Genomic DNA, 26,773 nt, shown 5'->3' on the forward strand with positions numbered 1-26,773 from the left:
AATAATCAATGCCTTTTGCATTATTCCATTCGCATGTTCAGCATCTACCAGGCGAAGGCGCGCTTCCAGGACATCCTGCGCCCCCTCGTCACACGCCTGGCGCGCGCGGGCGTCACAGCCAATGCGGTCACCCTGCTCGCCGCCACGCTGTCCTGCCTGCTGGGGGCCGCACTGCTCCTCGCCCCGACGCCGGCGTACTTCCTGCTGCTGGCGCCGTTCATGCTGCTGCGCATGGCGCTCAACGCCATCGACGGCATGCTCGCGCGGGAATTCGGCCAACGCTCGGCACTCGGCGCCTACCTCAATGAACTGACCGACGTCGTCTCCGACGCCGCCCTGTATCTGCCTTTCGTCGCCGTCGCGCCGTTCGGCTGGAGCAGCGTCGGCGCCGTGATCTTCCTCGCCGCGCTGTCGGAGATGGCCGGCGCCCTCGCGTCCGCCGTCGGCGCCGCTCGCCGCTACGACGGCCCCATGGGCAAGAGCGACCGCGCCGCCGTGTTCGGCGCCCTCGGCCTGTGGCTGGGCATCGCCGGCACGCTGCCGCACTGGGCGTTCTGGCTCATGCCCCTCGTGGCCTTCGCCACCGCCCTCAACATCGTCAATCGCGTGCGCGGCGGCCTGCGCGAACTCACCCTGCAAGGAGCACCCCTGTAAATGACCCCGGCACGTCAGGCCCACGAGTGCAGCTTCCTCACGCACGACGGCACCAGCCTCTTCTATCGCCGCTGGCCGGCGACGACGGCACGCCGCGGCGCCATCGTCCTGTTCCATCGCGGCCACGAGCACTCCGGCCGCATGGCGCATCTGGTCGATGAGCTCGATCTGCCCGATTTCGACTTCTATGCCTGGGATGCGCGCGGCCACGGGCTGTCGCCCGGCGTGCGCGGATTCTCGCCGAGCTTCGGCACCTCGGTGCGCGACGTGCAGACCTTCATCGACCACCTGTGCGCCGGCTACGCGCTGCGGCCCGAAGACATCGGCGTGGTGGCGCAGAGCGTCGGCGCGGTCACGGTCGCCACCTGGGTGCACGACTATGCCCCCTGCATCCGCTGCCTCGCGCTCGCCTCGCCTGCCTTCAAGGTCAAGCTCTACGTGCCCTTCGCCCGCACCGGCCTGCGCTGGCTGCAGGCCCTGCGCGGCAACTTCTTCGTCAACAGCTACGTCAAGTCCAGATTCCTCACCCACGACCGCGAACGGCAGCGCTCCTACGACCACGATCCGCTGATCACGCGCCCGATCTCGGTGAATATCCTGCTCGGCCTGTACGACGCGGCCGAACGTGTGGTCGCGGATGCGCAGGCGATCACCGTGCCGACGCAATTACTCATCTCGGGCGCCGATTGGGTCGTGCACCACCGCCCGCAGCATGAATTCTTCGCCCGCCTGGGTGCGCAGGTGAAGGAAAAGCACGTCCTCGACGGCTTCTTCCACGACACCCTCGGCGAAGCCGGACGCGCCGAGGCCGTCGCCGAGCTGCGCCGCTTCATCGGCGAGCGCTTCGCCGCCGCCCCCGTCACGGCCGACCTGCGCCAGGCCGACCGCAGCGGCCCGACGCACGACGAGGCCACGGCCCTGGCGCGCCCGCTCTCGCCCTTCAGCCCGCGCGGCGCCTACTGGGCGCTGTACCGGCAAGCCATGAAACTGGGCGGGCTGCTCGCCGACGGCGTTCGGTTGGGACACCGCACCGGCTTCGACTCGGGCAGCACGCTCGACTACGTGTACCGCAACACTCCCTCCGGGCGCGGCCCCCTCGGCCGCCTCATGGACCGCAACTACCTCGATGCAATCGGCTGGAAGGGCATCCGCCAGCGCAAGCTGCACCTCGAGGAACTGCTGCACAAGGCGATGGACGCGCTGCACGCCACCGGACGCGCCGTGCACATCATGGACATCGCCGCCGGCCACGGCCGCTACGTGCTCGAAGCCTTGCAGCGGTCGCCCCGCAAGCCGGCCTCCGTCCTCCTCAGGGATTACAGCGACATCAACGTGCGCGACGGCCGCAAGCTGATCATGGAGAAGGGCCTCGCGACGGTCGCCCGCTTCGAACAGGGCGACGCCTTCGACCGCAGCTCGCTCGCCAGCGTGGCCCCGCGCCCCTCGGTCGGCATCGTGTCGGGCCTGTACGAGCTCTTCCCCGAGAACGACGCGGTTACTCGCTCCCTGTCCGGACTCGCCGACGCCATCGAACCCGGCGGCTACCTGCTGTACACCGGGCAGCCCTGGCATCCCCAGCTCGAACTGATCGCGCGCGCACTGACCAGCCATCGCCAGGGCAAGGCCTGGGTCATGCGCCGCCGCACGCAGGCCGAGATGGACCAGCTGGTCGCGGCCGCCGGCTTCGAGAAGATCGAGCAGCGCATCGACGAATGGGGCATCTTCACGGTCTCGCTGGCGCGCCGGGTCGCGGCATGAGCGACACCGCCGAAGCGGCCCTGCCCGTCGCCGCGGCGGCGGACACGGGCCTGTGGAAGCGCAGCCTGCTGTGGCTGCTGTTCCTCGGGCCGTTCTTCTTCCTCAGCTACGGCTACGCCAATTCCCGCGCCGCCCTGTCGGGCGTCGCCACCTCGGTGGTGTTCGCGTGGGAAACGGCGATCCCCCTGCTACCCTGGACCATCGTTCCCTACTGGTCGATCGACCTGCTGTACGGCCTGGCCTTCCTCCTGTGCGCCAGCGCCCGCCAGGTCGATCGCCTCGCGCTGCGCCTGCTCACCGCTCAGCTCGTCTCGGTCGCCTGCTTCCTGCTCTTTCCGCTGCGTTTCGCCTTCGAGCGGCCGCCGATCGACGGGACCTTCGGCGGGCTCTTCGACCTCCTCGCGGGCTTCGACAAACCCTACAACCAGGCGCCCTCGCTGCACATCGGCCTGCTCGTCATCCTGTGGGCGCGCTTCGCCGCCGGACGCCGCGGCCCGGCCCTGCTGTGTGTGCATGCGTGGGCCCTGCTGATCGGCCTGTCCGTGCTCACCACCTACCAGCACCATTTCATCGACGTCCCGACCGGGGCGCTGGTCGGCGCGCTGTGCCTGTGGCTGTGGCCGGACGAGGAAACGCCTCCGCTTGCGGCCTGGCACCTGACGCGCGACCCGCGCCGCCGGCAACTGGCGGTACGCTACCTGACTGCCGCAATCGCCCTCGGCGCAGTCGCGTTCGGCTGCGGCGGTAGCGCGCTGTGGCTGCTATGGGGAAGCGTCGCGCTGTCCCTCACCGGGCTGTGCTACCTCGGCCTGGGCGCCGCCGGCCTGCAGAAGACGCGCGGACGGCCGTCGGTCGGCGCAGCCCTGCTGCTCGCCCCGTATATCGCCGGCGCATGGCTGAACGCGCGCCTGTGGACGCGGCGTCACCCCACCCCCGACCACATCGCCGACGGCGTGCACGCAGGACGGCTACCCGACGCCGGCAGCATGCGCACCGGCGGATTCGCCGGCCTGGTCGACCTGTGCGCCGAACTGCCCGCACCGCGCGGCCCGTGGCAGTACACCGGCCTGCCCATGCTCGACCTGGTGGCGCCGACACCGCACCAGCTGCACGACGCGGCACACGCCATCGAACAGGGACGGCGCCACGGCCCGCTCCTGGTGTGCTGCGCACTCGGCTACTCGCGCAGCGCCTGCGCCGTGGCAGCCTGGCTGGTGCTGACGCGACGCAGCCCGACCGTCGACCACGCCATCGCCACCTTGCGCCGCCAACGTCCACAGGTCGTCCTCGGCCCCGCGCACCGGGCCGCCTTGCAGGCCTGCGCCGACGCACACCAGGATGTCCATGCCGCCTGATTCCGCCGATCGCCTGCACGACGCGGCGCGCGCACGGCTGGCGGCCGCGATGTTGTCCACCGGCAGCGTCCTCGACGCATGGAGCCGGGCGCTGGTGCTGCCGGCGCTGCTGTGGCCGGCCATCGAACGGCCGGCCGGGATGGTGCTCGCCACGTTCGCACTATCCCTCTGCGCAGCCGCGGCGCAGGCCTTCTGCGCCTGGCGCACGCGCCTGGACACGGCGATCTTCGCCGGCTGGGCGAGCGCCTGGAGCCCTCCGTCCGCCCTCCCGCCCACCGACGACCTGCGACATTTCGACCGCGCGCTCACGGACTGGACGCAGTCAGGCTCGGCAAGCGGCGACTGCCGTCCGCTCGGTGCCCGCCTGCACGGCGCAAGCCGCCTGCTCGCACGGCAGGCGCTGTGGCTCTCGCTCCAGGCCGCGAGCTTGCTGGGCACCGTGTTGCTGGTCGCCGCAGCCGCCTGAGCGTGATCTTCACCCCTGCCCGCCCCCGTCACACCGCCCGATGAAACTCGAACGACTCTGTGCCGCAATCCTGTGCGCGCTGGCCCGCACGATCACCGGCGCCCGCGCGATCTGGCAAGGCTGCCCGCCCGACAGGCGCCGCCGCATCTACTTCGCCAACCATTCCAGCCACATCGACTTCCTGCTCACCTGGGCTGCGCTCCCGCCGGTGGTGCGCGCGGTGACCCGGCCCGTAGCAGGGTCCGACTACTGGCTGGCGTCGCCGCTGCGGCGCTTCATTGCCTGTCGCGTGTTCCGCAGTGTGCTGGTCGACCGCCGCCCCGGCAGTGGCGGCGACGCCGTGGCGCGGATCGGCGAAGCGCTCGCGGCGGGCGACTCGCTGATCTTCTTTCCCGAGGGCACCCGCAACACGGGCGAGGAGCTGCTGCCCTTCAAGAGCGGCCTGTTCCACCTCGCGCGCAGCCACCCGGAGGTCGAACTGGTGCCGGTCTGGATCGAGAACCTCGGCCGCGTGATGCCCAAGGGCAGTTACCTCCCGGTGCCGCTGCTATGCACGCTGACCTTCGGCACGCCACTGCGGCTCGAGCCGGGCGAGACGAAGGATGCCTTCCTGCACCGCTCGCGCGAAGCCCTGCAGGCCACCGCCTCGCTCCACTGCTGACGGACGCCCGACGATGACACCCGGAAACCTGCAACTGACCGTGTTCGGCGGCGCCTTCGCGCTGCTGCTGGTCGCCAGCCTCGTCGCCGCCATCCTCCGCCTGCGCCTGGCGCCGGAAGGGCAGCACGCGCTCGTGGACAACCTCGTCACGCGCATCAACGCGTGGTGGGTGATGATCGGCGTGCTCGCCGGCGCCTTCCTCGTCGGCGACACGGGCATCGTCTTGCTCTTCGCCTTCATCTCCTTCCACTGCCTGCGCGAGTTCATGTCGATCACGCAGACGCGCCGCGGCGACCATCGCGCACTGCTGTGGTGTTTCTTCCTGTTCCTGCCGCTGCAGTACTACCTGGTCGCGATCGACTGGTACGGGCTGTTCTCCATCCTGATCCCCGTCTATGCCTTCCTGCTGCTGCCGATCTCGGCCTCGCTGGGCCAGGACGCGACGCGCTTCCTGGAGCGCGCGGCGAAGGTGCAGTGGGGGCTCATGATCTGCGTCTACTGCCTGTCGCACGTGCCCGCGCTGCTGACGCTGGACATTCCCGGCCACGCCGGACGCAGCCCGCTGCTGATCCTGTTCCTCATCCTCACGGTGCAGTCGAGCGACGTGTTCCAGTACGTGTGGGGAAAACTGCTCGGCCGGCGCAAGCTCGCGCCGGCGATCTCGCCGTCGAAAACCGTCGAGGGGCTGATCGGCGGCGTGCTGACCTCGACCGCCGTGGGCGCCGCGCTGTGGCAGATCACCCCATTCACGCCGCTGCAGGCCGGCCTGATCGCCTTTACCGTGAATGTGATGGGCTTCTTCGGCGGCTTCGTGCTGTCCGCGATCAAGCGCGACCGCGGCATCAAGGACTGGGGCACCCTGATCGAGGGCCACGGCGGCATGCTCGATCGCGTCGACTCGATCAGCTTCTCGGCGCCGATCTTCTTTCACATCGTGCGCTACTGGTGGGTGCCCTGAAGCCGCTCACCGGGGCCGCCTGCGGCTCCGGTGCTTGCGGCCTGCAGGCGCACCGCCTCAGAACGGCGCGTCGCTCGCCGACGCGGTCGCGAACGCGACCCCCTCCGCTGCGGCCGGCACCTCGCCGCCCTTCAGTTCCCCGCCCAGCGCCGCGACGACGGCCGGCAGCAGGCGCTGCAGCTCGCCGGTCATCAGCGCGAAGCCCGCGTCGAACAGCGCGCGCGCGTCCTCGGCGCCGGCCTGGTCGAGGTTTTCCTTCACCACGTCGAGGAAGTCGAGGCGCTTGATCTCGAACTTCTCGGTGAGCACGAAGCTCACGCGGTCGTCGAAGGTCAGCGCGAGGCGGGTCGGCAGCTTGCCCGCCGTGAGGTGAGCGCGCACCTCGTCGCCTTCGAGCGGATGGCGCACGTAGCGCACCGCGGCCTTGTCCTCGCTGACCGAACGCAGTTCGCAATCCTGGTCGATCGTGAAGCCGGCGGGCGCCTCATTGCCCGCGAGCCAGTCGGCCATCGCGCTGGTCGGCGACAGCTCCGTGCGCACCAGCGCGAGCGGCAGGGTGTCCAGCGTCTGGCGCAATACCTCCAGGACGTCCTCCGCACGGGCCTGGCTGGGCGCATCGATGCCCAACCACCCCCCGACCGGGTCGATCCATGCAAAGGCCTTCCTGCGCCGTGTAAACGCGCGCGGCAGCAATTCCTGCAAAACCTGCTCGCGCAGATCCTTCATCTGCTTGCGCCCGGGTTTGTAGCCCTGCTGCTCGGCCAGCGCCTCGGCGCGTTCCTCGGCCTCCTGCTTGACCACCGACGAGGGCAGCAGACGGTTCTCCACGCCCAGCGCGATCAGCCACTGGCCGCCGACCTGATGCACTAGGAATTCGTCACCGGTGGGCGAGAGCCAGCCGCGGGTTTCCTGGTCCTGGCTGCCGCAGGGCTGGAAGCGCTTGCGCGCGAGTTGTTCCTCCAGCGTCTCGGCCGTCATCGTCCAGCCGGCGGGAACGCGATAGATCTGCAAGTTCTTGAACCACATGGGGAAATTCGTCCGTGTTGCGGGGGGTTAAATGGAAAACTCGCGGAAAATGCGCGAGAAATGCGGGCGGAGCGCTACTGGACGCGCCCCGACTCGGCGATCATGCGGATCACGCGCAGGGTGTCGACATCCGACTGATGGTAGGCCGACTTGATGTATTCGACATAGGCGACATCGTCGCCGATGCCCTGCTCGGTCAGCGTCGTGCGGTACTGGAAGCGCAGCACCATGGTGTCCCGGGCCGGCTCCTCGATGCCGATCGTGAGGCTGCCGCCCGCATGCGCCGCGGTGCGCTCGGTGTCGAAACGCACCCATTCCATCGGCTGCAACGTCACGCGGTCGCGGATCACGGCACTGCCGAACCTGAGCTCGCGCACCAGCTCGGTGTCGCTGCGCGACAGGATCGTGCACGCCTCCAGGCCGGGCAGGAAGGGGCGCGAATCCTCGGCGCGGCACAGCAGGCCGAACCACAGCTCCTCACGCGTGAGCGGCGCCACGAGCGGGTTGTCCGGGTCGTTGACGACCAGCAGATGTTCAAAATTCACCAGCAGGCTCCAAGTACGGGTTCGACCATGGTAGCGGGGCGATAGTGTCCCACATGTTTCGGTTAGCATCCGCCCATGCACATCGAACGACTACTCCATTCCCAGGGGTTCGGCAGCCGCAAGGAATGCCGCGCCCTGATCCGTGCCGGCCTGGTCGCTGTCGCAGGCCGGATCCTCGACAACCCCGCCGAAGACTTCGCGCCCGAGGGCCTCGAATTCAGCGTAGACGACGAAACCTGGGTCTATCGCGAAAAGGCCTACCTGATGCTGCACAAGCCCGCCGGCTACGAGTGCTCGCGCCGGCCCCAGTTCCACCCCTCGGTGTTCGCGCTGCTGCCCGACATGCTGGCGAACCGCGACGTGCAGTGCGTCGGGCGGCTGGACCAGGACACCACCGGCCTGCTGCTGCTCTCCGACGACGGCCAGTTCATCCACCGCTGGAGCTCGGGCAAGAAGCGCACGCCCAAGGTGTATGAGGTCACGACCAAGCACGCGGTGGACGACGTCCTGATCGCCGCCTTGCTCGCCGGCGTCGAGCTGCTCGACGAGCCGGCCCCGATCGCCGCGTCGGCGTGCCTGAAAACGGGGGAGCGGAGTCTAAGGCTCACGATCACCGAAGGCAAGTACCATCAGGTGAAGCGCATGCTGGCTGCGGCGGGCAACCGCGTCGAGGCCCTGCATCGCAGCATCGTGGGCGGCCTTGCCCTTCCCGACGACCTCGCACCGGGCGAATGGTGCTGGCTCGAGGAAGCCGATCTCGCACGCCTCGCTGATTACGACGAGACCGCCTGAGCGCGCGGTTTTCCCGTCGGGCGGGCGCTGCGCAGCGAATCCCGCCACGACTTCCTGCGGGCGATTTACGGAGCGTGAAGCGGCGGGATCCGCCTTCGGCTCCTCCCGCCCGATGTCCTTGAACGCCCCGCCTGCATGGTCCGCAGCCCGGCTTTCGGACCGTGTCTTCCTGCCTCTCCCTGCAGACCACGCTCCCCTCGAATGAGGGCAGGTCCCCGTTCCGGGGCTTGCCCCGGCCGCTTCCCGCAGTTTCAGGTTTTGTTCTTCTGTATTTCTTTAAATTTAAAAGATAAAGAAGAATATAGGCGGCCATTTTCTGTGGATAAGTCCAGATCCAGCAATGCCTGCAAGCCTTTCGTCGCGGTAGAACCCCGTAGACAAGTGCCCGGTTCACCTGTGTGGCGATTGTGGCTCGTTTTGGCTGTTCACGAATTTCCGCTCCTTCCCCACAAAGTCTCCCTGTGCTCCTCCACCGACTTATCCACTGGAGGAGCCGTTCAGGAACGGGAAGGCCGCTGCGCGATGCAGTTGACGCCAGATCGGACACCTGTCCGGCATCGCGATGCCGAGCCCGAACGCGAGCTGCGGCTGACGCCGGTCTTGCGACCGATTCGGCTGCGAGCTGTGCAAGGCCATAGGACGGTGTAGCCGAAGGCCGAATGGGGCGACTTCACAGCCACTGCACCGAAGGCGCCTTGCTTGCACGGACCTCTGGCGGGAGACGCTTTGCTGCCCCCGCCCTGCGAGAGCGCATGCGATTCCCCTGGCGCCGTGCCGTGGAGGTTTTCCTTTTAGTAGTTTGTTTTAATTAAAAGATAAAGATATATATAGTGTCGCGTTTTCTGTGGATAAGTCCGTCTTCGCCAGCGCCCGCAGGCACTCCGGGACGGTAGAACTCCGTAGATAAACCCCCGGTTCACCTGTGTGGCGATTGTGGCCCGTTTTCCGGTCGATGCCGATCCAGCCCTTTTCCCACAAAGCATTCCCCTCCTTTTCCCGCACTTGTCCACCGCCATGAGCCTTGCCGACGCCGCGCCCGCCTTCGACTGGGACATCTTCTGCCGCGTTGTGGATAACTTCGGGGATATCGGCGTCTGCTGGCGGCTGGCCAAGGCATTGGCGCACGATCACGGGTGCGCGGTCAGGTTGTGGGTGGACGACTGGGGGACCTTCGCGCGCCTGTGCCCGGCGGCGGCCGATGCGGGTGACGCCGTGCGGGCGGAGGGGGTCGAGGTGCGTCGCTGGCGCGAGCCCTTTCCCGAGGTGCTGCCGGCACGTGCGGTCGTCGAGGCCTTCGCCTGCGAGCCGCCCGCCTCCTACGTCGAGGCGATGGCCGCCGCGACGCCGCGGCCGCACTGGATCAACCTCGAATACCTGTCGGCCGAGGACTGGATCGAGGGCTGCCACGGGCTGGCTTCGCCGCACCCGCGCCTGCCGCTGGCGAAACGGTTCTGCTTCCCCGGTTTCACGGCGCGCAGCGGTGGTCTGCTGCGCGAACGCGGGCTGCTCGACGCGCGTGACCGTTTCCAGGCCGATGCGATAGCGCGGCGCGACTGGCTCGCCGGCCGCGGCATTCCCGTGCCCGCGGAGGGCGCTCGCCTCGTGTCGCTGTTCGCCTACGAGCAGCCGCAGCTGCCGGAACTCCTGCGCCTGTGGGCCGGCGCCCCGCGCCCGACCCTGCTGCTGGTGCCGGAAGGCCGCGTGCTGGGCGACGTGCTGCGCTTCTTCGGGCGCGCGGAAGCACGGGCCGGCGCGATCCTTGCCGCGGGCGCTCTGAGCACGGTCGTCCTGCCCTTCCTCGACACCGCCGACTACGACCGCCTGCTGTGGGCCTGCGAGCTCAACTTCGTGCGCGGCGAGGATTCCTTCGTGCGTGCGCAGTGGGCCGCGCGGCCCTTCGTGTGGCACATCTACGAGCAGGACGAGGCTGTGCATCACGACAAGCTCGACGCCTTCCTCGCGCGTTACCTGGCCGGACTCGACGAGGCTGCATCCGACGCGACCCGTGCGTTCTGGAGGGCGTGGAACGGGGAGGGCAGCCTTGCCGCCGCGTGGCCCGCGTTCGCCGATGCGCTGCCGCAGCTTGTGCCGCACGCGCGTCGCTGGTCGGACGGGCTCGCGGCGCTGCAGGATCTCGCGTCGACCCTGGTGCAATTTTCCGAACTCACGGTAAAATAACCGGTTTTTTACATTGTGCGGCCAAAATGTCCGCGCCCGATCTACATCAGGAAACAGCATGAAAACCGCACAGGAACTCCGCTCCGGCAACGTCATCATGGTTGGCAGCGACCCGCTGGTCGTGCAGAAAGCCGAATACAACAAGTCCGGCCGCAACGCTGCGGTCGTGAAGATGAAGCTCAAGAACCTGCTCACCGGCGCTCCCTCGGAGTCGGTGTACAAGGCCGACGACAAGTTCGAAGTCGTCCAGCTCGATCGCAAGGAAGTGACCTTCTCCTACTTCGCCGATCCGATGTACGTGTTCATGGACGCCGACTACGAGCAGTACGAAGTCGAATCCGAGAACATGACCGACGCGCTGAAGTACCTCGAAGACGGCCTGCAGTGCGAAGTCGTGTTCTACAACGGCAAGGCGATCTCGGTCGAACTGCCGAACTCGGTGGTGCGTGAAGTGGTCTACACGGAACCCGCCGTGAAGGGCGATACCTCGGGCAAGGTCATGAAGCCCGCCAAGCTCGCGACCGGCTTCGAACTGCCGGTGCCGGCCTTCGTCGAAATCGGTGACAAGATCGAGATCGACACCCGCACCGACGAGTACAAGAACCGCGTGAAGTAATCCGCGCGTTCCGCGTCGCGACAGGAAGGGCCCGCCAAGTGCGGGCCCTTCGTCTTTTGCGGCGCCCGTTCGCCTTGAACTTTCGGCATCCGGCGATATCTTGAGAGCACCATGCCTGCAAGGAGTACAAGAATGAAGAAGACCCTGTTTGTCGTGCTGATCGCGGCCCTGTCTGCCGGACTGGCCGCCTGCAACCGCGAAGCCCCCGCCGAGAAGGCCGAAACCGCCGGCAGCCAGGCGATCGAGGCCGCGAAGGAGTCCGCCGCCAAGGCCGGCGAGGCGGCCCAGAAAGCCGGCGAAGCGGCGACGGCAGCAGCCCAGGCCGTGACCGAGTCCGCGAAGGAGGGCGTCGAGAAGGGCAAGGAAGTCGCCGGTGAAGTCGGCGAGGCCGCGAAGGAGAAGGCCGTCGAAGTCAAGGAAGCGACCACCGAGGCTGCGCAGAAGGCCTCGGAGCTTGCGCGCGATACCGCGACGAAAATCAAGGAGGCCGGCAAGGAAGCGGTCGATGCCGCAAAGGATGCGACGCGCAAGGAAGAAAAATAAACGATGTCCGACCGCATCCGCATCTTCGGCGCGCGCCAGAACAACCTCAAGAACCTCTCGCTCGACATCGCGCTGAACGAGCTGACGGTCGTTACCGGAGTCTCGGGCTCCGGCAAATCCTCGCTGGTCTTCGACACCTTGTACGCCGAAGGCCAGCGCCGCTACGTCGAGACCTTCTCGCCCTACGCGCGGCAGTTCCTCGACCGCATGGACAAGCCGCAGGTCGACCGCATTGAGGGCGTGCCGCCGGCGATCGCGATCGACCAGACCAACCCGGTGCGCACCTCGCGCTCCACGGTCGGCACGATGACCGAGCTGACCGACCACTTCAAGCTGCTGTACGCCCGCGCGTCGAAGTTGTATTGCCGCGGCTGCGGCAAGCCGGTGCGGCGTGACGACCCCGACAGCGTGCATGCGGCGCTCGCCGAACGCTGCGCGGCGGAGGACCCGCGCCTGGTGCTGACCTTCGCGGTGCCGGTGCCGAAGAATTTCAGCGAAGACGAAGTCACGCAGCTGCTGAACCAGCAGGGCTACACGCGCATCCATGCGCGCGAAACGACGGATAGTGGCGACCTGCTGCACGTCGTGCAGGACCGCTTCCGTTTCTCGAATGCCGAACGCAGCCGCGTCAGCGAAGCGATCGAGACGGCGATGACCCATGGCCATGGCCGCCTCGCGGTGCGCGCGCAGCATGACGAAGGCGAGACGGTGTGGCGCTTCTCGCGCGACCTGCACTGCGCCGACTGCGACATCCACTATTCAGATCCGACCCCGGGCCTGTTCTCCTTCAACTCGCCGATCGGCGCCTGCGACACCTGTCGCGGCTTCGGGCGCGTGATCGGCGTCGATTTCTCGCTGGTGATACCGGACGAATCGAAGACGCTCGCCGAAGGCGCCGTGAAACCCTGGCAGACCGCGAGCTACCGCGAATGCCAGGACGACCTTGCGAAGATGGCGAAGAAGTACGGCGTCGCGATGGACGTGCCGGTGCGCGAGCTGCCGCCGGAACACCGCGCATGGCTGCTCGAAGGCGACCCCGAGTGGAAGAGCTGGGAGGCCTCGTGGCCGCGCAAGTGGTACGGCGTGCGCCACTTCTTCGACTGGCTGGAGACAAAAGCCTACAAGATGCACATCCGCGTGCTGCTGTCGCGCTACCGCAGCTACACGGAATGCCCGGCGTGCAAGGGGGCCAGGCTGAAGCCGGAGGCGCTGCTGTGGCGGCTGGGTACGGAGCCCTTGAACGACTTTCGTGGGAGCGGCTTTAGCCGCGAATCCACCGGCTTGGCTCCGTTTGACGCCGATTCGCGGCTGAAGCCGCTCCCACAGCATCGCCCCGGCCTCGCGATCCACGAACTGATGGCCCAACCGGTCAACCGCGTGCGCGACTTCATCGCCCGCGTCGAACTCCCCTCCGGCCTCGATGAAGCCACCGAACTGCTGCTCGGCGAGATCCGCAGCCGCCTCGACTACCTCGCCAACGTCGGCCTCGCCTACCTCACGCTCGACCGCCAGTCGCGCACGCTGTCGGGCGGCGAAGTGCAGCGCATCAACCTCACGACCGCGCTCGGCACCTCGCTCGTGAACACCCTGTTCGTCCTCGACGAACCTTCGATCGGCCTGCATCCGCGCGACATCGACCGCATCCTCGCGGTGATGACGAGATTGCGCGATGCCGGCAACACGCTGGTCGTCGTCGAACACGACCCGCAGCTGATGTCCGCCGCCGATCGCCTGCTCGACATCGGCCCCGGCCCCGGCGAACGCGGTGGCGAGATCGTCGCCTACGCCCCGCCGGCCGAGCTCGCCGCCGACCCCACGTCACTCACCGGCGCCTACCTTGCCGGCCGGAAACGCGTCGATGCCGGCCGCAAGCTGCGCCCGGTCGGCAAGCACGACCCCGTGCTGCGCCTCGTCGGCGCGCGTGAGCACAACCTGCGCAGCGTCGACATCGAGATTCCGCTCGGCAAGCTGGTGTGCGTGTCCGGCGTGTCGGGCTCGGGCAAGTCCACGCTGATCCAGGACGTGCTCCACCCCGCGCTGGCGAAGCATTTCGGCCAGGCGACCGAGGCGCCCGGCGCCTACGAGCGCCTCGAAGGGCTGGACCAGCTCGCCGGTGTCGTGATGGTCGACCAGTCTGCGATCGGCAAGAGCGCGCGCTCCAACCCGGTCAGCTACGTCGGCGCCTGGGACGCGATCCGCGCGCTGTTCGCGGCGCTGCCCGAGGCCAAGAGCCGCGGCTACACCCCCGGTACCTTCAGCTTCAACTCCGGCACCGGCCGCTGCCCGACCTGCACCGGCTCGGGCTTCGAACACGTCGAAATGCAGTTCCTGTCCGACGTCTATCTGCGCTGCCCGGACTGCGACGGCAAGCGCTACCGGCCCGAAGTGCTGGAACTGACATGGCGCGAAAAATCGGTGTCCGACGTGCTCGAGATGACCGTGTCGGAAGCGCTCGCCTTCTTCGCCGACCAGGCCGCGGTGCAGGCCGCGCTCGCGCCGCTCGCGGACGTCGGCCTCGAATACCTGAAGCTCGGCCAACCGGTGCCGACGCTGTCCGGCGGCGAGGCGCAGCGCCTCAAGCTCGCCGGCCATCTCGCGGAAGCGGCGAAACTATCCGGCAAGAAGTCGAAGGCGAAATCGCAGCCCGGTCGCCTGCTCTTCCTCTTCGACGAACCGACGACCGGCCTGCACTTCGAGGACGTCGCGACGCTGCTGCGCGCCTTCGAAAAGCTCCTCGACGCCGGCCACGCGCTGGTCGTCATCGAACACAACCTCGACGTGCTGCTCGCCGCCGACTGGCTCATCGACCTCGGCCCCGAAGGGGGCGAGGACGGCGGCGAACTGGTCGTCGCCGGCACGCCGCAAACGGTCATGGCCTGCGCCAGCTCCCATACCGGGGTTGCGATGCGCGCCTACGCCCAATCGCTGGGCAAGCCGACGACCGCGGTGGCCGAGCCCGTCGCGCGCTACCGCCCGGTCGCCGCGCCGGCGATCGAGATCCGCCATGCGCGCGAGCACAACCTGAAGAACGTCAGCCTGACGATCCCGCGCGACCGTTTCACCGTCATCACCGGCCTGTCCGGTTCCGGCAAGTCCACGCTCGCCTTCGACATCGTGTTCGGCGAAGGCCAGCGCCGCTACCTCGAATCGCTCAACGCCTACGCGCGCCAGTTCGTGCAGCCCGCCGCGCGCCCCGACGTCGATGCGCTGTTCGGCATCCCGCCGACGGTCGCGATCGAGCAGCGCGTCTCCCGTGGTGGCCGCAAGAGCACGGTCGGCACGCTGACCGAGATCCAGCCCTTCCTGCGCCTGCTGTACGTCAAGCTCGGCACCCAGTTCTGCCCGAAGTGCGACGTCCCGGTGTCGCCACAGAGCTTCGACGCGATCGCGGCGCAGATCCTGCGCGACTACCGCGGCGCATCGGTCGAACTGCTCGCGCCCCTGGTGACGAACCGCAAGGGCCTGTACACCGCGCTCGCGAAATGGGCCAAGGGCAAGGGCTACGCCCAACTGCGCGTCGATGGCGACTACCTGCCGACGGCGAAATGGCCCAGACTGGACCGCTACGTCGAGCACACCATCGAGCTGCCAGTCGGCCTCGTCGTCGTCGGCCCCGAGCACGAGGCGGCGTTGCGCACCCAACTGGCCGAGGCGCTCGAGCACGGCAAGGGCGTCGTCAAGGTGCTGCAGCTCGGCAAGGTCGGCGCCCAGCCGCACACCTTCTCGACGCTGCGGGCCTGCCCGTCCTGCGGCGACAGCTTCCCGGAGCCGGATCCGCGCCTGTTCTCGTACAACGCCAAGCATGGCTGGTGCGAAAGCTGCTACGGCACCGGCCAGCGCACCATCGGCCGCGTCGAGGACGCCAACGAGCTGGATCTCGCCGAGACCGAACAGGTCACGGAAGAAGTCTGCCCGAGCTGCGACGGCGCGCGCCTGAACCCGGTCGCGCGCGCCGTGCGCTTCCGCGAGCTCGGCATCCATGAACTCTCCGCGCAGCCGGTCGCCAAGGTCGCCGGCTTCTTCGAGACCCTCAGCCTGGAAGGCCGCGAGACCGACATCGCGCGCGACCTGGTCACCGAGATCCGCGGCCGGCTCGACTTCCTGCAGCAGGTCGGCCTCGCCTACCTCGCGCTCGATCGCGGCGCGCCGACGCTCTCCGGCGGCGAAGCGCAGCGCATCCGGCTGGCCGCCCAGCTCGGCTCCAACCTGCGCGGCGTGTGCTATATCCTCGATGAGCCGACCATCGGCCTGCACCCGCGCGACAACCGCATGCTGCTCGACACCCTCGAAGCCTTGCGCGACCGCGGCAACACGTTGCTCGTCGTCGAGCACGACGAGGACACGATACGGCGTGCCGACCACGTCATCGACCTCGGCCCCGGCGCCGGCGTGCGCGGCGGCGAAGTCGTCGCCGAAGGCCGGCTCGCCGACCTGATGGCGGCGCCCGCCTCGGCGACCGGCGCCTGCTTCCGCGCGCCTCTGCAGCACCCGATGCGCCCGCCGCTGGCGATCGGCGACGACCACCCCTTCCTCGTCGTGAAGAACGCAACGCTGCACAACCTGCAGTCCGTCGAAGCGCGCCTGCCCCTCGGCCGCCTCACCGTCGTCACCGGCGTGTCCGGCTCGGGCAAATCCACGCTCGCGCGCGACGTGATCCACGCGAGCCTGCACGCGCTGCTCGGCGATCCCGACGCGCAGCGCGCCCGCCGCCGCGGCGAGGCGCAGACCAGCGCCGCCGAGCCGGTCGGCTGCGAACGCATCGAAGGCTGGCAGGCCGTCGGCCGCGTGCTCGAAGTCGACCAGACCCCGATCGGCAAGACGCCGCGTTCCTGTCCTGCGACCTACGTCGGCTTCTGGGACGCGATCCGCAAGCTCTTCGCCGAGACTTTCGAGGCGAAGACGCGCGGCTGGAACGCATCGCGCTTTTCGTTCAACACCGGCGCCGGCCGTTGCCCGGTATGCGAGGGCCAGGGCCAGACCACCGTCGAGATGAGCTTCCTGCCCGACGTGAAGCTGCCGTGCGATGCCTGCGGCGGCGCGCGCTTCAACCCCGAGACGCTCACCGTGCGCTGGCGCGAAAGGACGGTCGCCGAGGTGCTGGCGATGCCGGTCGACGAGGCGGTCGACTTCTTCGCTGCACATCCGTCGATAGCGCATCCCCTGGCGCTGCTGCAGGACGTCGGTCTCGGCTACCTCACGCTGGGCCAGCCCAGCCCGACGCTGTCGGGCGGCGAGGCGCAGCGCATCAAGCTGGTCACCGAGCTCGCGAAAGTGCGCGGCCGCGCAGGGGAGAGCGCCAAGACCGGCGGCCGTCCGCTGCCGGCCGAAAAACATACCCTCTACGTGCTCGACGAGCCGACCGTGGGCCTGCACATGGCCGACGTCGACAAGCTGATCCGCGTGCTGCACCGCCTCGCGGATGCCGGCCACACCGTGCTCGCGATCGAGCACGACCTCGACGTGATGGCCGAGGCCGACTGGCTGATCGACCTCGGTCCCGAAGGGGGCGACGGCGGCGGCAGGATCGTTGCGCAGGGGCCGGTCGCGGACGTGTGCGCGGGCAGCGGCTCGCATACCGCGCGCATCCTCGGGGAATTTCTCGCGTCGCGCGCTGTTAACGGGGAGGGCGCTGCCGCCTCGGTAATCCCCGCCTCGGGCAAGACGAAGAAAGGAAGAAAATCGTGAAGCACCCCATCCTGCTGTGGGACCTCCCCACCCGTCTCGCGCACTGGCTGCTCGTCGCGCTGGTCGCGAGCGCGATCCTCAGCGTGAAGATCGGCGGCAACGCCATGGAATGGCATGGCAGCATCGGACTGGCGATCCTCGGCGTCGTCGTGTTCCGCGTCGTCTGGGGCGTCGTCGGCTCCACCTATGCGCGCTTCACCCAGTTCCTGCCGACGCCCGCCACGATCCGCGCCTACCTGAAGGGCCACTGGCGCGGCGTCGGGCACAACCCGCTCGGCGCGCTGTCGACGGTCGCGCTGCTGTCGCTGATGGCGGGACAGGCGCTGGCGGGCGCCTTTTCCAACGATGACATCGCCTTCTACGGCCCCCTCTACCAGGCGATCTCGAGCGAGTTGTCTACCTGGATCAGCGGCCTTCACCGCCAGGCCGAATGGATCGTGTACGGCCTGGTCGCATTGCACGTCGGTGCAGTGATGTGGCACACGCACGTGAAGAAGGACAATCTGATCCGTCCGATGATCACCGGCGTGAAGGCGGTGGACGATCCCGCGATTCCGCCGGCGCGCGGCGGCGGTCCGGTTGCGCTGGCTTTCGCCCTCGCGATCGCCGGCTTGGCGGTGTGGGCCGCGTCGGGCGGCCTGTTGCCGCCGCCCGCCCCGGTTCCCGCCGCGACGACGCCCGCCTGGTAGGCGCGGCCTTACTGCCGCACGTCGCTCCATGCGGCGCCGGTGAGCGCCTGCAACTGTGCCGGCGTCAGCGGGAACACCGAGAACGGCGTGCCCGCGGCGGCCCACAGGGTGTCGAAGCGCTGCAGGTCCTCGTCCAGCAGCAGCCTCACCGGCTGCGCATGGCCGAGCGGGGCGACGCCGCCGATCGCATAGCCGGTCGCGCTGCGCACGAAATCGGCGTCTGCGTGTGCGAGCGCCTCGCCCACCTGCGCGGCGACCTTCGCCTCGCTGACACGGTTGTCCCCGCTCGCGACGACGACGACCGCCTGTCCGCTTTCCTTGCCGCGGAAGACGATGGATTTCGCGATCTCGGCGACGGTGCAGCCGATCGCCGCGGCGGCCTCCGCGCTGGTGCGGGTCGGCTGTTCGAACTCGACGACGCGCGTGTCGACGCCGGCTTCAGCCAGGAGTTGTGCGGTGCGCAGGGCGGTCGGATGCTGGGCGGGTTTCATGGCGGTACGGGGGCGCAAAGCGTGGAATCTTAGCCCTGGGCGCGAGCGCGTCCAAGCCACGCGCGGGGCGGCGCTTGACGCCTGTCAATGAGCGCGGGTGCGCGGCAGGCGATCCTTTTCCAACTGGTACGAAGAGCGCACGGCGATGGAGCGGACGACATGAAAGGACGGGCGGCAGCGGGGATCGCTGCGGGATTCGGTATCGCCACGCACGCGTGGGTGCGCCGGCTCGCGTGGCCGGCACTGGCGCTCGCGCTCTTCGCGGCTGCGCCTGCGCGCGCAGAGGACCTCGCCGCCCTGTCCGCCGCGCCGGCCGCGGTGAGCGCCGCGGACACCCGTCCTGCGGTTGTCGTGCTGTGGACGCCCGGTTGTCTCGCTTGCCGGAAATCGCTGGGCGAACTCGAGCGATTCGCCGCAGGCGCGACGCGCGAAGGGGTCGTGCTGCGCACCCTGGTCCCCGCCGACGAATACGAGGCGGCACGGTGGATGCTCGCGGACCGCGGCATCGTCCTGCACCTCGCGGTCGCCGAGGACGTCCTCGACGCGCCGACCCGCCGCCTGTTGTTCGACACCCCCCTCGCCTACGCGATCGACCGTGACGGCAAGGTCGCTGCCGCGCGCGGCGGGCTGCTACGGCTGCGCCTGCTGGAAGAGCTGGGGAAGGCTGCGCAGGGCGGCGACTGACCCGAACCCCGCGTCGCTCACTTCTGGCTTGCGAAAGCCTCCACCTTGCGCGTCGGCCCCGACACGATCAGCAGATCGTCGGCCACGATCCGCGAGTGCGGTGTGGCGTGCTGGAAGTCCTCGTTGGCGCGCTTGATGCCGACCACCGTGACCCCGAACTTCTCGCGCACCCCGGATTCGGCCAGCGAGAGCTGGTGGGTCGCTGCGGGCGCATGCACCTTCGCGATCGCGAAGCCGTCGTCGAACTCGATGTAGTCGATCATCCGCCCGGAGATCAGGTGCGCGACGCGCTGACCCATGTCGGCTTCCGGATACACGACGTGGTGCGCGCCGATGCGCTGCGCGATCTGGCCGTGCTCGGGCGTCATCGCCTTGACCCAGATGTCCTTGATGCCGAGTTCGGTGAGCGCCATCACGGTCATCAGGCTGGACGCGAGGTCGGTGCCGATGCCGACGATGCCGTGCGCGAAGTCGGCCACGCCGAGCTGGCGCATCACCGAGACATTGGTCGAATCGGCCTGCACCGTGTGCGTGAGCAGGTCGGCCCAGGCCTGGACCGGCTCGCCGTCCCGGTCTATGCCCATCACGTCGTGCCCGAGGCGCATCAGCGACTGCGCGACCGCGCTGCCGAAGCGCCCGAGGCCGATCACGACGACGCTGTCGCCTTTCGAGAACGAGAACTGTTCGGTAAATAGCCTAGCCAACAATGGGATGCTCCTCAGGATAGCGGAAGGGCATGCGCCGCTCGCCCAGTGCGAGCGAGGCTGCGAGCGTGATCGTGCCGACGCGGCCGACGTACATCAGCGCGGTCAGCATCAGCTGGCTAGACGGCGGCAGGTCGGCCGTGATCCCGGTCGACAGCCCCACCGTGCCGAACGCCGAGATGACTTCGAAGATGATCTTGTCGGTCGCGAACTGGGTGCTGCGCAGCAGGAACAGGGTGCCGAGCACGATCATCGCGCTCCCGAGCACCAGCACCGTGATCGCCTGGCGCTGCGCGGAGCTGCTGACGCGGCGGCCGAAAGCCTCGCTGTCCGTATGGCCGCGCACCTCGGCAACCACCAGCAGCACGAGGATCGCCGCGGTGCCGACCTTCACGCCGCCCGCGGTGCCGGCGCTGCCGCCGCCGACGAACATCAGGAAGTAATGCAGCGCCCAGCTCTCGTGCGTCATCGCGCCGATGTCGAGCGCGTTGAAGCCGGCGGTGCGCGCCGACACCGACGCGAAGGCCGCGTTGAGCAGCTTGTGCGGGATCGCCATCGGCCCCAGCGTGCCTGGGTTGGACCACTCGGCGGCGAGCAGCATCAGGAAGCCGCCGGCCAGCAGCACCGTCGTGCCGACCAGCGTCAGCTTCGTATGCAGCGACCAGTGGCGGGGATCGCGCACGCGCATGCGCAGGTCGTGCAGCACCGGGAAGCCGATCCCGCCGACGACGATCGCCACCATCACCGGCAGCAGCATCGCGGCGTCCGACGCATAGCGCACCAGGCTGTCGGCATGGATCGAGAAGCCCGCGTTGTTGAACGCCGACACCGAGTGGAACAGCCCGCTCCACGCCGCCTCGGCCCACGGCAGCTCGTAGGCGTAGTGCAGGCGCAGGGTCAGCACGGCCGCGATCGAGCTCTCGAACAGGAAGGTCACGAGCAGCACGAGGCGTGCGACGCCGGACACGTCGCCGATGCCCAGCGTATGGGTCTCGACTTGCGTGATGAGCTTGGTGCGCAGGCGCAGCGAGCGGTTCACCATCAGCCCCAGCAGGGTCGCGGCGGTCATCATGCCGAAGCCGCCGAACTGGAACAGCATCATCACGACGAACTGGCCGAAGCCCGACCAGTAGGTGCCGGTGTCCACGATCACGAGACCGGTCACGCACACCGCCGACACCGCCGTGAAGAAGGCGGGCAGGAAAGGCGCGCCGACGCCTTCCGCGTGCGCGACCGGCAGCATCAGCAGCGCGGTGCCGGCGAGGATCGCGAACAGGAAGCTCAGCGCCACGGCGCGGGTGGGATGGAGCAGGGATTTCATCGCAAGTCGGCGGCGAACATGTCCTGATTGCGGGTCCGGCCAGGCGGAAAGGTGTGGCAGCGTAGCGGAAATGCCGGCGGGCGACTACCTTCTGCGCGTGTCTAGGAGCCTGTCGGACTTAAAGGAAATCGGCTGCAAATCCGCCTGGGCGGTCCATATTTCGCCGCTTTTTTGGTCAATAGAATGACTATTGACCTGCAAAATCGACAAAATCTGTCCTCGCACAGCCGAATTTTCGCTTCGATTCTTCAAGTCCGACAGGCTCCTAGGCCTGCCACGGCGGCACCGGCTTCAGCATCGCCTCCAGCTCGTCGATCAGCACCTTCACCTTCGGCAGGCGCGCCCGGCTCGGCATGTAGCACGCGTACAGGTGTCGACCGAAGTCGATGCGCGGCGTGTAATCCGTCAGCACGCGCACGAGCCGTCCGTCGCCCAGCTCATTGCAGCACAGGTAGGTCGGCAGGATCGCCAGCCCATGCCCGGCCAGCGTCGCATCGAGGATGCTCGCCGGCTCGTTGAACTGGACGCGGCCGCGCACCGGGATCGCGACTTCGGCGCCGGCGCGGTCGATCAGGTGCCAGATGCGGTTGTCGGAGAGCAGGAAGCTGAAGCACTGGTGATCGACCAGCTCGCGCGGATGCCGCGGCATGCCGTGCCGCGCAAGGTAGGCGGGCGCCGCGCAGATCACCGTCTGCATCGTGAAGATCCGCTTCGCGACGACGTCCTCGGGCGGCGTCTTGCAGAAGCGCAGCGCGAGGTCGATGCGGTCCTCGGCGAGGTCGACCAGCGAGTTGGTGAGGATCAGCTCGCACCCCAGCTCGGGGTAGCGGGCGGTCAGGCGCGGCAGCAGCGGCGCGACCCAGATACGGCCGAACACCACGCTCGCGCTGATGCGCAGCAGTCCGCTCGGCACGTCGCCGAGGTTGCGCACCGCGACCTCCGTCAGCTCCACCGACTCGAGCGCGCGCAGCGCATGCTGGTAGAACACTTCGCCCGACGGGGTCAGGAAGAGCTTGCGCGTCGAACGGTCGAACAGGCGCACGCCGAAGCGTCGCTCGAGCTCGCCGATCTGCTTGCTGACCTGTGCGCGCGTGCAGTCCAGGCGGCGGGCTGCTCCCGCCATGCTGCCGCTCTCGACGACTTTCACGAAGGTGTCCCAGCTTGCCAGCCAGCTCATGTGTCAATCTCAAGTGTCAACATATCGTTGACGTAACGGCAACTATTATCGGCTTTTTGTTTCCGTAATAGTCGGTTAAATTTCCCGTGACATACGCTAGGGTATTGAACATGCACACGAGCATCACGCTTCCCGAAGCCTTCTTCCTGCCGCTCGGCGACGACGCCTACCAGCCCACCGAGGCCACGATCGGCCCGTGGTCGGTGGAGAGCCAGCACGGCGGGCCGCCGATCGCATTGCTGGCGCAGGCGCTGCGGCGTTTTCCGTCCGAGTTCGGGCTCGACATCGCGCGCATCACCTTCGAGATCCTCGGCCCGGTGCCGGTCGAGCCGTGCGAGCTGCGCGTGCGCGTGCTGCGTCCGGGCCGGCGCATCGAGCTGATCCAGGGCGAGATGCTCGTCCACGGCAAGCCGGTCCTGCTCGCCCACGCCTGGCGCGTCGAGCGCAAGCCCGAGAGCGCCGTCGCCGTCGCCGACCCCTTTGCGGTGCCGCCGCTGCCCGAGGCGCAGGCGCAGGTGTTCTTTCAGGGCGTCGACTACTTCCCCTATGCCGACGCGCTCGAATGGCGCTTCGCCGACGGCAGCTTCCGCGAACCCGGCCCGGCGGCGGTGTGGGCACGCCCGCGCATCCCGCTCGTCGCCGGCCAGCCGACCGACGGCATCGAGGCCCTGCTGCTGATCCTCGACTCCGCCAACGGCATCAGCGCCGAACTCGACATCCGCCATTGGACCTTCGTGCCGGTGGATCTCACCCTCAACATGCATCGTCATCCGACCGGCGAATGGTTCGGCATGTCCGCGCGCACCATCATCGACCCGGGCGGCATAGGCACCGTGACGACGGCGGTGTTCGACCGCGACGGCGCGCTCGGCCGCAGCCTGCACACGCTGTTCGTGCGCAAGAAGTAGCCGGGAAGCACGTCCCCGACCCCAATCCGACCATAACGATAAAGAAAGAAGGCCCTCATGCTGCGATCCCTCAACAGCCGCGCCGCGCTGATCGTCACCCTCTCCGCCGCCGGCATCCTCATGGTGACGATGGGCGCCCGCCAGTCGCTGGGCCTGTTCGTGTCCCCGCTCAACACCTCCACCGGGCTGGGCATCGCGACGATCAGCTTCGCGCTCGCGGTCGGCCAGTTCATGTGGGGCGCGATCCAGCCGGTCGCCGGCGCCTTCGCGGACCGCTACGGCGCCGCGAAAGTACTCGTCGCCGGCCTGATCGTCCTCGCGTTCGGCAGCGCCCTCACGCCCTTCATGGGCTCGGGCTTCGGCCTGGTCGTGTCGCTGGGCCTGCTCTCGGCGATGGGCGCGGGCGCGGGCAGCTTCTCGGTGCTGATCGGCGCCGCGGCGCAGCGCCTGCCGCTGGAGGCGCGCGGCACCGCGTCGGGCGTGATCAACGCCGGCGGCTCCTTCGGCCAGTTCGTGTTCGCGCCGGTGCTGCAGAAGCTGATCCAGTCGATCGGCTGGATGGGCGCGATGTGGTCGATGGCGCTGATGACGCTCGCCGCCTTGCCGCTGGTGCGCGTGCTCGTCGATCCCAAGCACGCGACGCACCACCACGGCGCGCACGAGGACGCGGGCCTGTGGCGCACGGTGCGCCAGGCGATGGGCGACCGCAGCTACCTGCTGCTGCACGCCGGCTTCTTCACCTGCGGCTTCCATATCGCCTTCCTCGTCACCCATCTGCCGGGCGAAGTGGACCTGTGCGGCCTGCCGCCGACGGTCGCGAGCTGGTCGCTGGCGATCATCGGCCTGTCCAACATCGTCGGCAGCCTGTATGCGGGATCCTGCGTGTCGCGCTACCGCAGCAAGCACATCCTTGCGGCGATGTACGGTTCGCGCGCGCTGCTCGTCGCGGTCTACCTGATGGCGCCGAAGACCGCCCTGACCTTCTACCTCTTCGCCGCCGGCCTCGGCTTCACCTGGCTCGCGACCGTGCCGCCGACCGCGGCGATCGTCGGCAAGCTCTTCGGCATCCGCTACCTCGGCACGCTGTTCGGCCTCACGCTGCTGTCGCACCAGATCGGCGGCTTCCTCGGCGCGTGGCTGGGCGGCATCGCGATCACCGAGTTCGGCGACTTCTCGTGGATGTGGTACGCGGACATGGCGCTTGCCGCGATGGCAGCAGTGGTGAACCTGCCCATCCGCGAGGCGCCGGTGCTGCGGCCCGCGGCGCAGCCGGCCTGAATGCCGTCCCCGAAATGAAGATGGCCACCCCGCAGGGTGGCCATCTTGCCGTTCACCGAATCCGCTGGACCGGCGCGGCGCGCCTCACTCCTCGACGCGGTACTTGTCGTGACAGGCCTTGCACGCCTTGCCCATCTCGCCGAACTGGGCCTTGATCGCGGCCTGGTCGCCGGTCATCGCGACCTTCTGCAGCGTGTTGGCCTGCTCGATGAAGTTCTTCGCGATCTTGCCGACTTCCTCCTGCTCCTTGAAGAACTCCGCCTTCACGCGCGTGTCCTTCCAGCCCTTGCCCTTGTCGGTGCCGGGCAGGTACAGGGCGCCCATGCCGGAGTTGGCCGTCGCCGCGATCACGTTCGCGGCGGCGATCACCTGGTCCTTGTTGTACGGCGTCGTGCCGTCGACGACCTGCGCCTTGATCTTGCCCATGTTCCACGCCATGAAGGTGTAGCCGGACTGGCGGTTCTTGATCGCGTCCTCGGGCTTCATCTGCGCGGCGGCGAGGCCGGCGAGGGACAGGGCGAGGAGGCCGGTGGCGGCATGGGTGAGGAGCTTCTTCATTGTTCGTTCTCTCATTCAGGTGGTTGGAAAAAAGCCGTAAGGCGCGAGCGGCCGCATGCGTGCCGGCTCGCAATGATCCTGCGCGAATATGAACAGCAGTCTATCGGGATTTATTCCACGGCCAAGACGCGTGTGACCCAGGTCACACAGGGCCGCTGTCGGGGCCGTCGGCTGGCTGCAGCGGGGTCCGCCGCCGCCACGTGTGCGGCGCGGACCCGCTGCGGCGGGCTTCAGCTGCCCGTGCGGATCGGCACGAAGATGCGCGTGCCGCCGCGTTGCACCAGCAGCGCGAAGCGGTTGCCGACCTTCTCCATCATCTGGCGGAAGGCCTGCACCGTGGTCACCGGCTGGTTGTTCACGGCCAGCACGACGTCGCCCTGCTGCAGGCCCGCCTGCGCCGCCGGACCATTCACGCGCTCGACCAGCAGGCCGCCGCGCACGCCCAGCTGCGCCGCCTCCTCGTTGGTCAGCGCCCGGCCCGCCAGACCCAGCTTGCCGCCCGCATCCTCGCCGCGCGGCTTGTCGCCACCGCCCTGCACCTCGGCCAGGGTCTCGGGATTCATCTCGCCCAGGGTCGCGCTCACCGTGCGGCTCTTGCCCTCGCGCCAGATCTCCAGCTTCACGCTCGTGCCGGGGCGCTTGTCGCCGATGATGCGCGGCAGGTCGGCCGACTCGCCGACGCTGGTGCCGTCCACGCCCAGCACCACGTCGCCCGGCTTCAGGCCCGCCTTGTCGCCGGCGCTGTCGGGCTCCACGCTCGCGATCAGCGCGCCGCGCGGCTCGGTCAGCCCGAAGGACTGCGCCAGCTCCTTGTCCAGCCCCTGGATCGCGATGCCGAGCTTGCCGCGCTGCACGCGGCCGTACTTCACGATCTGGTCCTTGACCTTCAGCGCGACGTCGATCGGGATCGCGAACGAGATGCCCATGAAGCCGCCGGAGCGCGAATAGATCTGCGAATTGATACCGATCACCTCGCCGCCGAGGTTGAACAGCGGCCCGCCCGAGTTGCCGGGGTTGATCGCGACGTCGGTCTGGATGAAGGGCACGTAGTTCTCGTCCGGCAGGCGTCGTGCCTTGGCCGAGATGATGCCCGCCGTCACCGTGTTGTCGAAACCGAAGGGCGAACCCACGGCGACCACCCACTCGCCCACCCGCGCCCGTTCGGCGTCGCCCGTGCGCACGGTCGGCAGGCCGGTCGCGTCGATCTTCAGCAGCGCGATGTCGGTGCGCTTGTCGGTGCCCACCACCTTGGCCTTGAACTCGCGCTTGTCGATCAGCTTCACCGTCACCTCCGACTCGCCTTCGCCGACCACGTGCGCGTTCGTCAGCACGTAGCCGTCGCTGCTGACGATGAAGCCCGAACCCACGCCGCGCTGGGTGCGCGGCCCGCGGTTGCCATGCCCCGGCTGCCCGGGCATGCCCGGCATCGGCACGCCGAAGCGGCGCAGGAAGTCGTAGAACGGGTCGTCGGGCGACAGGCCCGGCACGTCCTCGCCCATCGGGCGCGCCTTTTCCTTCTGCGTCACCGCGATATTCACCACGGCGGGGCCGACCTGCTCGACCAGATCGCCGAAATCGGGCAGGCCGAAGCGGTTGAGCTGTGCCGCCTGGGCCGTCGGCACCGGGCTCGCGGCGAGCGCCGACGGCACAGCGAGGCCGTCGATGAAGGCGGAGCCGAGGCCCAGCGCCAGGGCGGTGACAAGGATCGTCTTGCGCATGTTGTGCT

At 68.5% G+C, this 26,773-nt stretch carries 23 protein-coding genes; 15 read left to right on the forward strand and 8 right to left on the reverse strand.

All coding sequences use genetic code 11. The features are described 5' to 3' along the window. Positions 1 to 33 precede the first annotated feature (33 nt). From U5817_RS00205 to U5817_RS00230, 6 genes are read left to right on the forward strand one after another with little or no spacing between them, the layout of a single operon-like run. Positions 34 to 654, forward strand: a complete 621-nt coding sequence (locus tag U5817_RS00205) for a CDP-alcohol phosphatidyltransferase family protein (protein WP_169132145.1) — start codon at positions 34 to 36, stop codon at positions 652 to 654. After that, complete coding sequence (locus U5817_RS00210) at positions 655 to 2,412, forward strand: bifunctional alpha/beta hydrolase/class I SAM-dependent methyltransferase (RefSeq protein WP_169132146.1); 1,758 nt, start codon at positions 655 to 657, stop codon at positions 2,410 to 2,412. It begins immediately after the preceding gene. Continuing rightward, complete coding sequence (locus tag U5817_RS00215; RefSeq protein WP_407279298.1) at positions 2,409 to 3,767, forward strand: phosphatase PAP2/dual specificity phosphatase family protein; 1,359 nt, start codon at positions 2,409 to 2,411, stop codon at positions 3,765 to 3,767. Before U5817_RS00210 ends, U5817_RS00215 begins: the two co-directional genes overlap by 4 nt. After that, entirely contained in the window at positions 3,757 to 4,233 is a 477-nt protein-coding gene (locus tag U5817_RS00220; protein ID WP_407279299.1) for a hypothetical protein, read from the forward strand. Before U5817_RS00215 ends, U5817_RS00220 begins: the two co-directional genes overlap by 11 nt. A 40-nt stretch (positions 4,234 to 4,273) precedes the next feature. Next, the gene (locus tag U5817_RS00225) at positions 4,274 to 4,894 is read left to right on the forward strand and encodes a lysophospholipid acyltransferase family protein (protein ID WP_407279300.1); all 621 of its coding nucleotides are present in this window, start codon (positions 4,274 to 4,276) and stop codon (positions 4,892 to 4,894) included. 13 nt (positions 4,895 to 4,907) lie between these two features. Then, the gene (locus U5817_RS00230) at positions 4,908 to 5,852 is read left to right on the forward strand and encodes a phosphatidate cytidylyltransferase (RefSeq protein WP_407279301.1); all 945 of its coding nucleotides are present in this window, start codon (positions 4,908 to 4,910) and stop codon (positions 5,850 to 5,852) included. A gap of 57 nt (positions 5,853 to 5,909) precedes the next feature. On the opposite strand, the gene U5817_RS00235 is transcribed toward U5817_RS00230, so the two are convergent. Next, positions 5,910 to 6,878 carry a recombination-associated protein RdgC gene (locus tag U5817_RS00235; RefSeq protein ID WP_169131447.1) on the reverse strand — a complete coding sequence of 323 codons (969 nt, stop codon included), beginning with the start codon at positions 6,876 to 6,878 and terminating at the stop codon, positions 5,910 to 5,912. 74 nt (positions 6,879 to 6,952) lie between these two features. Then, positions 6,953 to 7,423, reverse strand: a complete 471-nt coding sequence (locus U5817_RS00240; RefSeq protein WP_169131445.1) for an SRPBCC family protein — start codon at positions 7,421 to 7,423, stop codon at positions 6,953 to 6,955. A gap of 75 nt (positions 7,424 to 7,498) precedes the next feature. Here U5817_RS00240 and U5817_RS00245 point away from each other — a divergent pair, with 75 nt between their 5' ends. The 6 genes from U5817_RS00245 to U5817_RS00270 all read left to right on the forward strand — a co-directional run bounded on the left by U5817_RS00245 (position 7,499) and on the right by U5817_RS00270 (position 17,926). Continuing rightward, positions 7,499 to 8,215: a 16S rRNA pseudouridine(516) synthase gene (locus U5817_RS00245; RefSeq protein WP_407279302.1), complete on the forward strand. Its 717-nt coding sequence runs from the start codon at positions 7,499 to 7,501 to the stop codon at positions 8,213 to 8,215. 1,014 nt (positions 8,216 to 9,229) lie between these two features. Further along, complete coding sequence (gene earP / locus U5817_RS00250) at positions 9,230 to 10,393, forward strand: elongation factor P maturation arginine rhamnosyltransferase EarP (protein ID WP_407279303.1); 1,164 nt, start codon at positions 9,230 to 9,232, stop codon at positions 10,391 to 10,393. Positions 10,394 to 10,451: 58 nt separating this feature from the next. Continuing rightward, positions 10,452 to 11,009, forward strand: coding sequence for an elongation factor P (gene efp, locus U5817_RS00255; RefSeq protein WP_169131439.1), 558 nt, complete (start codon positions 10,452 to 10,454; stop codon positions 11,007 to 11,009). A 132-nt stretch (positions 11,010 to 11,141) separates the two neighbouring features. After that, positions 11,142 to 11,552, forward strand: a complete 411-nt coding sequence (locus U5817_RS00260; protein ID WP_169131437.1) for a hypothetical protein — start codon at positions 11,142 to 11,144, stop codon at positions 11,550 to 11,552. 3 nt (positions 11,553 to 11,555) lie between these two features. Continuing rightward, complete coding sequence (gene uvrA / locus U5817_RS00265; protein WP_407279304.1) at positions 11,556 to 17,237, forward strand: excinuclease ABC subunit UvrA; 5,682 nt, start codon at positions 11,556 to 11,558, stop codon at positions 17,235 to 17,237. Further along, the gene (locus U5817_RS00270; RefSeq protein WP_407281134.1) at positions 17,231 to 17,926 is read left to right on the forward strand and encodes a cytochrome b/b6 domain-containing protein; all 696 of its coding nucleotides are present in this window, start codon (positions 17,231 to 17,233) and stop codon (positions 17,924 to 17,926) included. Before uvrA ends, U5817_RS00270 begins: the two co-directional genes overlap by 7 nt. A gap of 8 nt (positions 17,927 to 17,934) precedes the next feature. On the opposite strand, the gene U5817_RS00275 is transcribed toward U5817_RS00270, so the two are convergent. Continuing rightward, on the reverse strand, positions 17,935 to 18,417 hold the full coding sequence (locus U5817_RS00275; protein WP_407279305.1) for a YbaK/EbsC family protein: 483 nt from the start codon (positions 18,415 to 18,417) through the stop codon (positions 17,935 to 17,937). Positions 18,418 to 18,576: 159 nt separating this feature from the next. Here U5817_RS00275 and U5817_RS00280 point away from each other — a divergent pair, with 159 nt between their 5' ends. Further along, positions 18,577 to 19,101: a hypothetical protein gene (locus U5817_RS00280; RefSeq protein WP_407279306.1), complete on the forward strand. Its 525-nt coding sequence runs from the start codon at positions 18,577 to 18,579 to the stop codon at positions 19,099 to 19,101. Positions 19,102 to 19,118: 17 nt separating this feature from the next. Here the strand turns inward: U5817_RS00280 and U5817_RS00285 are convergent, their stop codons facing one another. From U5817_RS00285 to U5817_RS00295, 3 genes are all read right to left on the reverse strand, one after another. Continuing rightward, positions 19,119 to 19,805: a potassium channel family protein gene (locus tag U5817_RS00285; RefSeq protein ID WP_407279307.1), complete on the reverse strand. Its 687-nt coding sequence runs from the start codon at positions 19,803 to 19,805 to the stop codon at positions 19,119 to 19,121. Continuing rightward, entirely contained in the window at positions 19,798 to 21,126 is a 1,329-nt protein-coding gene (locus tag U5817_RS00290) for a TrkH family potassium uptake protein (protein WP_169131427.1), read from the reverse strand. The genes U5817_RS00285 and U5817_RS00290 overlap by 8 nt, the downstream gene beginning before the upstream one ends. 265 nt (positions 21,127 to 21,391) lie before the next feature. Beyond that, the gene (locus U5817_RS00295) at positions 21,392 to 22,303 is read right to left on the reverse strand and encodes a LysR family transcriptional regulator (RefSeq protein ID WP_407279308.1); all 912 of its coding nucleotides are present in this window, start codon (positions 22,301 to 22,303) and stop codon (positions 21,392 to 21,394) included. A 110-nt stretch (positions 22,304 to 22,413) separates the two neighbouring features. Here U5817_RS00295 and U5817_RS00300 point away from each other — a divergent pair, with 110 nt between their 5' ends. After that, the gene (locus U5817_RS00300; protein WP_407279309.1) at positions 22,414 to 23,211 is read left to right on the forward strand and encodes a thioesterase family protein; all 798 of its coding nucleotides are present in this window, start codon (positions 22,414 to 22,416) and stop codon (positions 23,209 to 23,211) included. 57 nt (positions 23,212 to 23,268) lie between these two features. Beyond that, positions 23,269 to 24,489 carry an MFS transporter gene (locus U5817_RS00305; protein WP_407279310.1) on the forward strand — a complete coding sequence of 407 codons (1,221 nt, stop codon included), beginning with the start codon at positions 23,269 to 23,271 and terminating at the stop codon, positions 24,487 to 24,489. A gap of 84 nt (positions 24,490 to 24,573) precedes the next feature. On the opposite strand, the gene U5817_RS00310 is transcribed toward U5817_RS00305, so the two are convergent. Both U5817_RS00310 and U5817_RS00315 read right to left on the reverse strand, forming a co-directional pair. Then, a complete protein-coding gene (locus tag U5817_RS00310) occupies positions 24,574 to 25,047 on the reverse strand; it encodes a cytochrome c (protein WP_169131419.1) in 474 nt (157 codons plus the stop codon). Positions 25,048 to 25,277: 230 nt separating this feature from the next. After that, positions 25,278 to 26,765 (reverse strand): DegQ family serine endoprotease, encoded by a 1,488-nt coding sequence (locus tag U5817_RS00315; RefSeq protein ID WP_169131417.1) that lies wholly within the window; start codon positions 26,763 to 26,765, stop codon positions 25,278 to 25,280. Positions 26,766 to 26,773 lie beyond the last annotated feature (8 nt).

The organism is Aromatoleum evansii (genome assembly GCF_045689615.1).
GTDB classification, from domain to species: Bacteria; Pseudomonadota; Gammaproteobacteria; order Burkholderiales; family Rhodocyclaceae; genus Aromatoleum; species Aromatoleum evansii.